A 12,221-nucleotide genomic window follows, 5' to 3' on the forward strand; every position below is an offset into this window, starting at 1 on the left:
AGCCGGCGCGCTTCGCGGCGAACGTCGCGCAAAATGCTGCTATGCAGCAGGCTTTTGCGGGGTTATCGCGCAAAAAAACAAGTGCTAGCATCGAGCCGGAAGTCCGCTGCACGAGCCTGCCCCAAGCGCGCGTGATGACGCGCGTTTTGCTTTTGAAGACCCGTGCGACCCATTGTTTCAGGAGATCTGCAATGAGCTTCATCGAACGCCTCGCCCCCCTGCGCAACCAGCCCGGCACCCGCCTCACCACTGGCCTGGACGACGCCACCCTGACCGCCCTGTCCGCCCGCCATCCGCAGCTGGTTGCCGCGGTGGAGGCCGCCGCCGAGGAATTCGCGCGCGTGCAGGCCGACCTGGGGCCGTTGCTGGCGCAGGACGAGCAGGCGCAGATCGACGCGATGCAGGATGGTTTCGTCAATTTCTACGCCGATGATGCAGTCACCCCGTACGTGGCGCTGGCCGCGCGCGGCCCGTGGGTGGTGACCCTGAAGGGCGCCGTGCTGTACGACGCCGGCGGCTACGGCATGCTCGGCTTCGGGCACACCCCGGATGCCGTGCTGGAGGCGATGGCCCGCCCGCAGGTGATGGCCAACATCATGACCCCGAGCCTGTCGCAGCAGCGCTTCGTCACCGCCCTGCGCGCCGAGATCGGCCACCGCCGTGGCGGCTGCCCGTTCGCCCGGTTCATGTGCCTGAACTCCGGCTCCGAGGCAGTCGGCCTGGCGGCCCGCATCGCCGACGTCAACGCCAAGCTGCAGACCGACCCGGGTGCCCGCCACGCTGGCGCGGCGATCAAGCGCGTGGTGGTCAAGGGCAGCTTCCACGGCCGCACCGACCGCCCGGCGCTGTACTCCGATTCCAGCCGCAAGAGCTACATGCAGCACCTGGCCAGCTATCGCGGCGAGGACTCGGTGATCACCGTGGCGCCCTACGATGAGGCTGGCCTGCGCAAGGTGTTCGAAGATGCTGCGCGCAACCACTGGTTCGTGGAAGCCGTGTTCCTGGAACCGGTGATGGGCGAAGGCGACCCGGGCCGTTCGGTGCCGCCGGCGTTCTATGCGCTGGCCCGTGAACTGACCCGTGCACACGGCAGCCTGCTGCTGCTCGATTCGATCCAGGCTGGCCTGCGTGCGCATGGCGTGCTGTCGGTGGTCGACTATCCGGGCTTCGAAGGCCTGGACCCGCCGGACATGGAGACCTACTCCAAGGCACTCAACGCTGCACAGTACCCGCTGTCGGTGCTGGCGGTGACCGAGCATGCCGCGCAGCTGTACCGCAAGGGCATCTATGGCAACACCATGACCAGCAACCCGCGTGCGCTGGACGTGGCCTGCGCCACCCTCGCCCAGCTGACCCCGCAGGTGCGTGCCAACATCGCCGAACGGGGTGCCGAAGCGGTGCGCAAGCTGGAGCAGCTGAAGGGCGAACTGGGCGGTCTGATCACCAAGGTACAGGGCACCGGCCTGCTGTTCTCCTGCGAGCTGGCCCCGCAGTTCAAGTGCTACGGCGCCAATTCCACCGAGGAGTGGCTGCGCCAGCACGGCATCAACGTGATCCACGGTGGCGAGAACTCGCTGCGCTTCACCCCGCACTTCGGCATGGACAGCGAGGAGCTGGACCTGCTGGTGGGCATGGTCGGCCGCGCCCTGCGCGAAGGCCCGCGCCGCGAGCAGGCCGCCGCAGCGTAAGAACGCCCAACGCGTCATACTCCATGGACACCCCGCCCGCGACCGCTGACCCGGTCGCCGGCGGGGCGTTTTCGTTTCCGCACCAAGAGACAGGAACCCCCATGAAGTCCATCTGCGTCTACTGTGGCTCCAACGCTGGCAGCAAGCCGGCCTATACCGAGCGCGCCATTGCCCTGGGTGACCGCATCGCCCGCGACGGCCTGCGCCTGGTGTACGGCGGCGGCAACGTCGGCCTGATGGGAACCGTGGCCAACGCCGTACTTGCCGCCGGCGGCGAAGTAACCGGCGTGATCCCGCGCCAGCTGGCCGACTGGGAGGTAGCCCATCGCGGCCTGACCGAACTGGAGATCGTCGGCTCGATGCACGAGCGCAAGTCGCGCATGTTCGACCTGGCCGATGGCTTCGTTGCCCTGCCCGGCGGCTTCGGGACAATGGAAGAAATCTTCGAGATGCTGACCTGGCGCCAGCTGGGCATCGGCAACAAGCCGTGCGCGTTCCTCGATGTGGATGGCTTCTATGCACCGCTGATCGGCATGATCGATCGCATGGTGGAGGAGCGCTTCCTGCATCCGGACCAGCGCCAGGACCTGTGGTACGGCTCGGACATCGAAGAGATGCTGACCTGGATGCAGAACTACCAGCCTGCCCAGGCATCGAAGTGGATTGACGAAAAACGCCGCGCCGCCCTGCGCTGATGCAACAGCACGCGGCGGCTCAGGCCACCGCGTGCACCCGGGGCGCGGGCCGGCCCAGCAGGTAGCCCTGGCCGTAATCACAGCCGAGTTCGCGCAGGGTCTGCCGCTGCGCCTCGGTCTCGATGCCTTCACCGATGGTCTCGATGCCCAGCGTGCGCGCCAGCGACAACACGCCTTCCACCAGCGCGCGCGTGCTCTGCACTTCCGGGCCATGCAGGCCGGCGATGAAGCTCTGGTCGATCTTCAACGTACTGATCGGGAAGCGATGCAGGTAGGAGAGCGCCGAGAAGCCGGTGCCGAAATCGTCCAGCTGCACCTGGATGCCACGCTCGCGCAGGCCCTGCAGGATACGCAGCGTATGCGGGCCATCGTCCAGCAGCGCCACCTCGGTGATCTCCAGGCGCAACCGGCGTGGATCGGCACCGCAGGTGTCGAGCAGGCCGAACAGGCGATCACTGAATTCCGCTGAACGGAAATGGCGCGGCGACACGTTCACCGAGACGTAGCCCTGGCCGCCCTTGCCCAGGCCGGCGATGACCTGCTCGTAGATCAGCCAGTCGACCTGTTCGATCAGCCCGCTTTCCTCGCCCAGTTCCAGGAACGCACCCGGCAGCAACAGGCCTCGGCGCTCGTGCTGCCAGCGCAGCAGCGCTTCGTGCCCGACCACTTCGCCATCGGACAGGCGCACGATCGGCTGGTAGAAGGGAACGAAATCGCGGTTGTTGATCGCACGGCGCAGATCGGCTTCCAGGTCGAGGCTGCGCATCGCCTGTTCGCGCATGTCCTCATCGAAGATCGAGCAACGATCGTGGCCCTGTGCCTTGGCCCGGTACATTGCCGCGTCGGCATCGCGCAGCAGTTCTTCACCGGTACGGTAGCGCGGGTTCCACAAGGCGATGCCCAGGCTGCCGGACGGGAACAGCTCGCGCCCGGCGATCCACATCGATTCCTGCAGCGCCAGCAGCAACCGCTGGCCGAAGTCCAACGCCTGTGCCAGGCCCTGCGGGCACTGCAGCAGCACGGCAAACTCGTCGCCGCCCAGCCGCGCCACAACATCCTCGGGGCCGGCCATCGACACGATGCGCTTGGCCACTTCCACCAGCATGCGGTCGCCGGCAGCATGGCCGATGCTGTCGTTGACCAGCTTGAAACGATCCAGGTCGAGGAACAGCACGGCGAACACCGGGCCGCCCTCGCGCCTGGCCAGCGCCAGCGCATCCTGCAGGCGGTCGAGCAGGTGCAACCGGTTGGGCAGGCCGGTCAACGCGTCATGCATGGCCTGGTGGGTCAGGCGCTGTTCGGCGCGCAGGCGCTCGCCGATCTGGCCGAGTAGCTTTTCGTTCACCTCGGCCAGTTCGCGGGTACGCTCCTCCACCCGCTTTTCCAGCTCGGCATGCGCCGAACGCAGACGCTGCTGGTCACGTTGGCGGGCCAGCCCGGTGCCGATGTTCTGCGCGACGAAGGTCAGCAGGCGCTGGTCGTGCACGCTGAACGTGCTGCTCTCGCTGTAGCTCTGCACCACGATCGCGCCCACCACTTCATCGTCGCGCAGCAGGGGCACACCCAGCCAGCAATGCGAGCGGGCGCCGGATTCGCGCACTTCGCCGGTGGCCAGCAGCGCGTCGATCTGCGCACGCGAGGCCAGCAGCGGGCGCCGGTTGCGCACCACGTACTCGGTCAGGCCGCGGCTGAACGGTCGCGGCGCACGACTGGCATTGTGCTCGTCCACCGAATAGACGAAATCCAGTCCATTGCCCGCCGGGTTGACCAGCGCGATGTAGAAGTTGCGCGCATCGAGCAGGCGCCCGACCACGCCATGCACCTGCCCGTAGAACTGGGCCAGGCTGTCGGCCGACATCGCCATCTCGGCAATGTTGTACAGCGCGGTCTGCAGCTGTTCGGCGCGGCGGCGCTCGGTCACTTCATCCTGCAGGCTGTGGTTGGCACGTCGCAGTTCCTGGGTGCGCCGTTCCACCTGCTGCTCCAGCCGTACCTGCGCCTGGCGCCGGTCCATGGCGGTCTGCACGTGCTGGGCCACGAACCCCAGCAGGGCCCGCTCTGCCTCACCGTAGCGGGCAGCCTGCTCGTAGCTCTGCACCACGATGGCGCCACATACGCGGCCATCGCGCAGCATCGGCACGCCCAGCCAGTCCAGGCTTTCGGGGCCGCGCTGGGGGTCGTGCTCCTGCTCCATCACCCGCGCCAGCAGCTCGCGCGAGGGACCACTGAGCGGCCTGCCATGGCGCAGCAGCGCCACGGTCAGGCTGCGTGGCATCTCGCTGGCCGCGTGGCTCTGCGATGGATCGGCCACGAAATCATCCACCTGGTCGGCGAAGTACAGGAAGCGGATCTGGTCCCGCACATCGTCGTACTCGACGATGTAGCAGTTCTGCGCGTACATCAGCGTGCCCAGCACGCCGTGCACGTGGCGCAGCATCTCGCCCATCTCAAGGTCGGCACCGGCCAGGTCGGCGATCTGGAACAACGCCTGCTGCAGGCGCTCGGCCTCTTCCAGCGCCTTGATCTGCCCGGCCTGGCGGCCACGCTGCAGCGCCAGCTCCATCGCCTGCCGGGCCAGCCCCCACCACGCGGACGAGGGCGCCGCGCCGGCCACCGACAGCAGCAGCCGCGCACCGTCGTACTCCCAGCCGTGCTGGCCATCGCCGATGCCGGGTTCACCGGATGCGCAATCCGTCACCGCCAGCAAGGGCCATCCGCCCTGGCCACGGCCCAGCTGCGGGTCGTCCCAACCCACGCGGACCACCGCCGACTCCGGCAACAGCGCATGCAGCGCGCGCACCAGCGCCGTGCTCAGCACGACCTCGTGTGGTGGCTCTTCCGCCGGTTCAGCATACGTGGACAAATGACAATCTCTTGGCGCCGTCTGTGCGTCGCCTCCCCTGAGCCGTCGAGCATAGCGCGCCACCCGGGGGGCAATGGAAGCCCGCAAACCCCGAATCGTGCGCCCGTACGTTTTTCCTGCTGTCCGTAGCCCCTTGCGCGCCATGAACCCTGCCCTGCCCGCCCTCGCCACCGGCTATGCGCCATCGCCTGCAGGCCTTACCCTGTACGCCGTGGAAGCCAGCGCATTGCCAACCGATGAAGCCTTGATGCTGGCCTGGGCCGGTGGCGACCTGCGCGCGTTCGAAAGCCTGTATGCGCGCCATCGCAAGCGGCTGTTCGGCTTCCTGCTGCGGCAACTGCGCGACAATGCGCTGGCCGAGGAGATCTTCCAGGACGTCTGGCAGCGGGTGATCAGCGCCCGCGCCGGCTGGCAGCCCGAGGCGGCATTCAGCACCTGGCTGTTCCGCATCGCCCATAACCGCTTGAACGATCACTGGCGTGCCGCCCGCCATCGTCCCTCCGCACCGGCCGACGCCGACCTGCGCCTGGCCGCGATCGAGGATGGGCAGACCCCGGAAGCCGAACTGTCCGAATTCGAACAACGTCGCCGCATCCAGCTGGCGATGGAACAATTGCCGCCCGAGCAGCGCGAAGTGCTGCAGCTTCGGCTGGATCAGGAACTGAGCCTGGAGGAGATCGGCCAGATCACCGGCGTAGGCCGGGAAACAGTGAAATCGCGGCTGCGCTATGCGATGGACAAGCTGCGTGCGGGATTGAACGCATGAACCGAGACGAACCGCTGACGCCGGAAGAACGCGAGTTGGCCCGCCTGCTCGGCCGTCGCGCCGAACAGGCACCGCCGGCCGCGCTCGATGCCGCCATCCTGGCCGCGGCGCGCGCCGCCGTGGACGCACCGGCCGCCGCAACCGCCGCCTCCCCGGAAGCGCCACGCGCACGGCGCTCACGCTCGCGTTGGCCGGCCGTGTTCGGTATCGCCGCCTCGATGGTGTTCACCATCGGCATCGCCTGGCAGCTGCGCCCGGAACCACCACCGGTCCCGGCAGGTGAAGCAGCCGTCGCTGCCGCGCCCGCTGCTGCCGGGATCGCAGCCGACGCGCCGCCTGCTGCGGACGGTGCCGCGGACAGCATGGCGGCAACCGCAGAACCGGCCGCACCACCGGCAACGCCCGAGGCTGCTCCGATGGCGGCACCCACGCCCGCACCGGCTTCCGCCGCGCGCGCACCCGCAAGTACGGCAGCGCCCAAGCTTGCACCCGTGCACGCACCGGCACACGCCGCGCGCTCAAGAGCGGCGGAGGCCGCCGCCGATACGCCTTTTGCCACGCAGTCGGCCGCGCCAGCAGCGGCACCGCCTGCGCCACCGGCCCCGGCTGCCTACTCGGCACCTGCTCCGGCATTCGCGCCGGCACCGGCTGCGGCGCTCAAGGCACGCACGGCCGAAGCGGCCATGGACGACGCCGCAGCCAACGCCGATCCGGCGCAGGCACTGGATCGGGTGCAGATCACCTCGATGAAGCGCGAGGCCGCCGGCCGTTCCGCGGCAGGCGTCATGCGCCGCAGCAGCGATGCCAGCCTGAGCGCCGATGCGGTGCAGGCCGAAGTCGGCGCCGACGCGCGCCTGCCGCGCCGGCAGTGGCTGGAAAAAATCCGTGACCGCCGCGATGCGGGCCAGCGCGACCTTGCCCGCGCCAGCCTGGAACGCTACATCGAGCAGTATCCGGAATCGCGCCTGCCGCGCGACCTGCGCCCGTTGCTGGACGACTGATACCCACGGAGGCCGGGCGCAACACCGTAGAATGGTGGAGATGCCCGATACCCTCGCCCAGCCGGTCAGCCACACGCTGGAAGTCAAGCACAGCCGCTTCATTGCCCATGCCACGCCGATTGATGGCGCCGCGGCGGCGATGGCGTTCCTGCAGCAGGTTGCAGTGGCCGATGCCACGCACAACTGCTGGGCTTACCGCCATGGGCAGGACTACCGCTCCAGCGACGATGGCGAGCCCGCAGGTACGGCCGGGCGGCCGATCCTGGCCGCCATCGATGGCCAGGGTTTCGACCGGGTGATGGTGGTGGTGACGCGCTGGTTCGGCGGCATCAAGCTCGGTGCCGGCGGGCTGGTCCGCGCCTACGGCGGTGCCGCCGCAGAGTGCCTGCGTACCGCGCCACGCCTGCCGTTGGTCACCATGGCCCGCCTGCAGCTGCTGGCCGGCTTCGAGGACCTGGGCAGCCTGCACGCCACCCTTCCCGCCTTTGGCGCCGGGAAGCGTGATGAACAGTTCGATGCCAATGGCGTGTGCCTGCGGATCGAATTGCCTGCCGATCAGGTCGACGCATTGAAAACCCGCCTGCGCGACGCCACCCGTGACCGTATCCGCATACAAGATGACGACCAGGATGACTGACAAGGACGACGCCCCCGCTTCGACCCCGCCGCTGCGCCGCCTTGGCAGCCTGCGCACGCTATGGCCGTTCGTGCGCCGCCACAGTGGCCTGTTCACGGCCTGGCTGCTGGCCCTGGCCGTGTCCTCGGCGGCTACGCTGAGCCTGCCACCGGCCGTGAAGCAGATGATCGACCACGGCTTCAGCAGCGGCGGCCAGATCAACCGTGCCTTCGCCCTGCTGATGCTGGTAGCGGTGGTGATGGCGCTGGGCACCGCGGCGCGCTTCTACTTCGTGTCGCTGTTGGGCGAAAAGGTCGTCGCCGACCTGCGCAGCCAGTTGTACGCGCATCTGATCCAGCTGGGCGCCGGCTTCCACGACCGCAGCCGCAGCGGTGAACTTGTCTCGCGGCTGACCGCCGACACCGAACTGCTGCGCAGCGTGGTCGGTTCAACGATGTCGGTCGCCCTGCGCAGCAGCGTGACCGTGGTCGGCAGCCTGGCGATGCTGTTCGTCACCAGCCCGAGGCTGGCAGCGTGGTCGCTGCTCGGCATCCCGCTGGCGGTACTGCCGATCATCATCGGCGCGCGCAAGCTGCGCACCGTCGCGCGCAACAGCCAGGACCGCATCGCCGATGCCAACAGCCTGGCCAGCGAGACCCTTGGTGCGGTGCGTACGGTGCAGGCCCATGCCCGAGAGCCTTACGAGCGCGGCCGTTTCGACCATGCGCTTGGCGATGCGATCAAGGCCGCACGCCGCCGCATCGGCGCGCAGTCGCTGGTTACTGCCAGCGCCATCCTGCTGGTGTTCGGCGCCATCGTGGGGGTGCTCTGGCTGGGCGCACACGATGTGATCGATGGGCGCCTGAGCGCCGGCACGCTGGGCCAGTTCGTGCTGTACGCGCTGATCGGCGGTGGCTCGGTCGGCGCGCTGGCCGAAGTCTGGAACGAGCTGCAGCGGGCGGCCGGCGGCATGGGCCGCATCGGTGAACTGCTGCAGGAGGACATCGAGATCCGTGCGCCGGCACAGCCGCACGCGCTGCCGCAGCCGCTGCGTGGCGAAATCCAGTTCGACGATGTGGTGTTCCATTACCCGCAGCGGCCGGACCAGGCCGCGCTGGATCATTTCACCCTGCACGTGCGGCCCGGCGAGACCGTGGCCCTGGTCGGCCCGTCCGGCGCCGGCAAGAGCACGGTGCTGTCGATGCTGCTGCGATTCCACGATCCGGCCAGCGGCCGCATCTGCGTGGATGGCGTCGACGTGCGCCAGGCCGACCCGGCCGAACTGCGCGCGCAGCTGGCACTGGTACCGCAGCAGCCGACGTTGTTCGCGGCCAGTGCGCGCGAGAACATCCGCTATGGACGCCTGCAGGCCAGCGACGACGAGGTCGCACAGGCCGCACGCGCGGCCGAGGCCGATGGCTTCCTGCGTGCGTTGCCGCAGGGCTACGACAGTGAACTGGGTGAGCGCGGCGCCCGCCTCTCCGGCGGCCAGCAGCAGCGCGTGGCGATTGCCCGTGCCCTGCTGAAGGACGCACCGATCCTGCTGCTGGACGAAGCCACCAGCGCGCTGGACGCGCAGAGCGAGTACAGCGTGCAGCAGGCGCTGGAGCGGTTGATGGCCGGTCGCACGACGCTGGTGATCGCCCACCGCCTGGCCACCGTGCTCAAGGCCGACCGCATCGTGGTGATGGACCAGGGCCGTATCGTGGCCGAGGGCACGCACGCACAGTTGCTGGCCGAAGGCGGTCTGTACGCTGAACTGGCAAGGCTGCAGTTCATCGATTGATGACGGTCGCCTAACATCGGCCGGACCAAGCTGGCGATGAAAAGCAGCGTTCGTAGTCCGTAGAAGGAGGTGCACGATGTCGTTCCGTCAGTTTCCCGCCGTCGACAGCAATGGCGAAAGCCACATCATCATCGAGTTCAAGCCCGAGGCGAATGGCAGCGGGCACCACTCCGAGGCCACGCCCCGCTACGAGCTGGATGATGGCCGCCAGCTGGTGCGCAACGGCCGCGAGTTCACCACCAGCGGCGGCGAGCTGCGGCTGACGATCTGAGGTTTGCCGGGCATGGCCCGGCGCCACCTGATTCCGCATCGCCCCGCTCTGGGGATTGCGCATCGCCCCGCTCTGGTAGGTGTCGACCTTGGTCGACACGCTTTGTGCCAAGGGCGGTCGAGCATGTCTCGACGCAACAAGAGGCGTGGCCAATTTATCGCCAGGCATCTTGACAGCCTTGCGTGCCAAGGCCTGCATGCGGTTATCCACACGTTTGCTCAGAAATCATCCACACTGCCTGTGGATGAATTCAGCCGAGCACCCGGCCGATGCCGCTGGCGTCCACCTTGGCCGCCGCCGCTGCGATCGCTGCCGGGTCGCTACCCGCCACGAAACCGATACGGAAATGCACTTCGCCGCCTGGCGTGCGCGAGGAGTGGATCGAGGCCAGGCTGGTGCGGTGCTGCTCGAACACATTCAGCAGCTCACGCAGCGAACCGGGCCGGTCTTCTGGCAGATGCACCGACAGCGCATTGCGCTCGGTCAGGTCCGCCAGCAGGTAGCCCACCCGCTCGAAGGTGTAGTTGCCGTCAGCCAGCGCCTGCTCGCCGAAGGCGCTGCGGTTGGCCGACAACAGCTGCTCACGGAATGCGCCGCGTGCACCGTCGTCGCCCTGCCCGACCTGCGACTGCAGGGCCTGCAACTGGCCGATCAGCCGCTCCAGCATCGGCGCCACGTACGGGTTGCCGAACTGGATGTCTTCGTAGATGGCCGGATTCAACGACAGGATGCGTGAAATGATCGCGGTATCCAGCTCGAACGACGCCGAACGATACGGCATCATCGCGGCCAGATCGCCCAGCTGCGGCTGATACTGGCGCAGCACGCCTGCCTGGGCCAGGTGGCTGGCATGCACCATCGCCTGTACCAGCGCCATCATCTGGTCATGGTGCTGCGGGGTGGCACGCACGCACTCGGCCTGCAGCGCCGCGCACAACGCGTCGACCCACGACTGCCAGTGCTGCAGCCGCGATTCGCACACCACCATCACCCGGCCTTTCAGCGTCGGCGCCTTGGGCGGCGCGGTCATCGGATGCAGGCCGACCACTTCGGCCTGCGAGGCCAGCATCGCCTGCACCGGCGCTTCCTTCACCGACGTGACGTCCAGCCACAGGCGGTCTTGCTCGCGCCCCGCCGACTGCTGCACGTACTGGGCGATCAGCGCGGGCGTGTGCCGGATCGGTGCCGAGAACACCAGCACGTCAGCCTGCGCCAACAGCTGCTCCGGCGTGTGCGACGCCGGGTCCGCGGGATCGTGGCCGATCACCTGCAGCTGCATGTGCTGCTGGAAGAAGCGGCTCAGCCAGCGCCCGTAGGCGCCGGCGCTGCCGACGATACCGACCGTGCGCGGCGTGCGTTCGTGCAGACCGCTCATGCCACGCGTTCGGCGCGGAAGCGCGTGCCTTCGGCCAGTGCGGCGGGCGCCGCGGCGATCACGTCGAACTCTTCGAAGCCGTTGTCCAGGGTCGCCTCCAGCGCCGCATGGGTACCGGCAATGGCGCGCGAGATCGCCTGCTGCATCGATTCGCCGCGCAGCAGGAACGACACCACCAGTGACATCAGCACATCGCCGGTGCCGGCCACATCCACCGGCAGCAGCGGCGAGGTCCAGCGCCAGGTTTCCTCGCGACCGACCGCCAGGGTTACCAGCTCACCGGGGTTTCCACCGACGCTGTGCGCGATCACCCACTGCGGACCACGCGCCAGCAGCGCACGGGCGGCAGCAATGGCATCGGCCTCGGCCAGTGCGGGCATGCCGGTGAGGCGATTCAGTTCGAATGCATTCGGCGTGACCAGCCAGGCGTGCGGCAGCAGGCGCTCGGCGAAGATCGCTTCCAGGCCAGGCTCGACATAGGGCCCGGTATGGGTATCGCCGATCACCGGGTCCAGGCAGTAGCGCAGCTGCGGGCAGGCCGGCAGGATCTCGTCCAGCCAGTCGGCGAACGCGGCACCGTTGGCGGTGCTGCCGAAGTAGCCGGACACCAGCATCTTTGCCCGCTGCGGCAGGCCGCGTTCGCGGGTACCGAGCAGCAGATCGGCGAACCAGTCGGCGGGCAGCACGCGGCCGCGGGTGGTGTCGTAGAACGGCGCGTTGCTCAGCAGCACGGTCGGGATTTCCGCCACGCGCACGCCGAGCGCGCGCATCGGCGGAACGGCGGCGCTGTTGCCGGCGTGGCCGTAGACAAGTTGCGACTGGACCGAGATGACATCGATCGGCGATGGGCCGTCGGGCCGCTGGCGGCGGCCGTGGACCAGATGGTTGTCGAGGGATTCGCTCATGCCAGCATTCTACGCCCGGTGGAGGGTTCGGCAGGGCTTGCAGCCCTGCACCTGCCGAAGCAACGGCAACGGCAACGTCAAAAGCTCGCATTCCCTGGGATGGCAGGGCGGTGTCGGAGTGCGGGGACGCCGTGAACCCCGCTCCGCGGTCCGGCCCAGCCGCTGGCGGCTGTGCGTTCGGGCGCTTGCGAAGCAGTGCTTCGCAAGCAAAGCGCCCTCACCCATGGGGGCTTGGCCGCGGCATCCATGCCGCGG

Annotated in this window: 10 protein-coding genes; 7 read left to right on the forward strand and 3 right to left on the reverse strand. The window is 68.5% G+C overall.

What is annotated here, in order from left to right; genetic code table 11:
* The first annotated feature begins 191 nt into the window (after nucleotides 1-191).
* Together SSKA14_RS15015 and SSKA14_RS15020 are read left to right on the forward strand one after the other, a co-directional pair.
* Nucleotides 192-1,688 carry an aminotransferase class III-fold pyridoxal phosphate-dependent enzyme gene (locus tag SSKA14_RS15015; RefSeq protein WP_008265393.1) on the forward strand — a complete coding sequence of 499 codons (1,497 nt, stop codon included), beginning with the start codon at nucleotides 192-194 and terminating at the stop codon, nucleotides 1,686-1,688.
* A gap of 101 nt (nucleotides 1,689-1,789) precedes the next feature.
* The gene (locus SSKA14_RS15020) at nucleotides 1,790-2,383 is read left to right on the forward strand and encodes a TIGR00730 family Rossman fold protein (protein ID WP_006434211.1); all 594 of its coding nucleotides are present in this window, start codon (nucleotides 1,790-1,792) and stop codon (nucleotides 2,381-2,383) included.
* Nucleotides 2,384-2,402: 19 nt separating this feature from the next.
* Here SSKA14_RS15020 and SSKA14_RS15025 read toward each other — a convergent pair whose 3' ends face one another.
* Complete coding sequence (locus SSKA14_RS15025) at nucleotides 2,403-5,246, reverse strand: EAL domain-containing protein (RefSeq protein WP_040007958.1); 2,844 nt, start codon at nucleotides 5,244-5,246, stop codon at nucleotides 2,403-2,405.
* Nucleotides 5,247-5,493: 247 nt separating this feature from the next.
* Between SSKA14_RS15025 and SSKA14_RS15030 the strand changes: the two genes are divergently transcribed.
* From SSKA14_RS15030 to SSKA14_RS15050, 5 genes are all read left to right on the forward strand, one after another.
* Nucleotides 5,494-6,012 carry an RNA polymerase sigma factor gene (locus SSKA14_RS15030; RefSeq protein WP_232281436.1) on the forward strand — a complete coding sequence of 173 codons (519 nt, stop codon included), beginning with the start codon at nucleotides 5,494-5,496 and terminating at the stop codon, nucleotides 6,010-6,012.
* Nucleotides 6,009-7,013, forward strand: a complete 1,005-nt coding sequence (locus SSKA14_RS15035) for a hypothetical protein (RefSeq protein WP_008267523.1) — start codon at nucleotides 6,009-6,011, stop codon at nucleotides 7,011-7,013. The genes SSKA14_RS15030 and SSKA14_RS15035 overlap by 4 nt, the downstream gene beginning before the upstream one ends.
* A 40-nt stretch (nucleotides 7,014-7,053) precedes the next feature.
* Nucleotides 7,054-7,650 (forward strand): YigZ family protein, encoded by a 597-nt coding sequence (locus tag SSKA14_RS15040; protein WP_040009731.1) that lies wholly within the window; start codon nucleotides 7,054-7,056, stop codon nucleotides 7,648-7,650.
* The gene (locus SSKA14_RS15045; protein WP_008266452.1) at nucleotides 7,643-9,415 is read left to right on the forward strand and encodes an ABC transporter transmembrane domain-containing protein; all 1,773 of its coding nucleotides are present in this window, start codon (nucleotides 7,643-7,645) and stop codon (nucleotides 9,413-9,415) included. Before SSKA14_RS15040 ends, SSKA14_RS15045 begins: the two co-directional genes overlap by 8 nt.
* Before the next feature lie 76 nt (nucleotides 9,416-9,491).
* On the forward strand, nucleotides 9,492-9,686 hold the full coding sequence (locus tag SSKA14_RS15050; RefSeq protein WP_005416191.1) for a hypothetical protein: 195 nt from the start codon (nucleotides 9,492-9,494) through the stop codon (nucleotides 9,684-9,686).
* Between the two features lie 250 nt (nucleotides 9,687-9,936).
* On the opposite strand, the gene SSKA14_RS15055 is transcribed toward SSKA14_RS15050, so the two are convergent.
* Together SSKA14_RS15055 and pdxY are read right to left on the reverse strand one after the other, a co-directional pair.
* Entirely contained in the window at nucleotides 9,937-11,061 is a 1,125-nt protein-coding gene (locus SSKA14_RS15055) for a prephenate dehydrogenase (RefSeq protein WP_008268680.1), read from the reverse strand.
* Nucleotides 11,058-11,966 carry a pyridoxal kinase gene (gene pdxY, locus SSKA14_RS15060; RefSeq protein ID WP_008265640.1) on the reverse strand — a complete coding sequence of 303 codons (909 nt, stop codon included), beginning with the start codon at nucleotides 11,964-11,966 and terminating at the stop codon, nucleotides 11,058-11,060. The genes SSKA14_RS15055 and pdxY overlap by 4 nt, the downstream gene beginning before the upstream one ends.
* Between the last annotated feature and the right edge of the window lie 255 nt (nucleotides 11,967-12,221).

The organism is Stenotrophomonas sp. SKA14 (assembly GCF_000158575.1).
Classification (GTDB): domain Bacteria; phylum Pseudomonadota; class Gammaproteobacteria; order Xanthomonadales; family Xanthomonadaceae; genus Stenotrophomonas; species Stenotrophomonas forensis.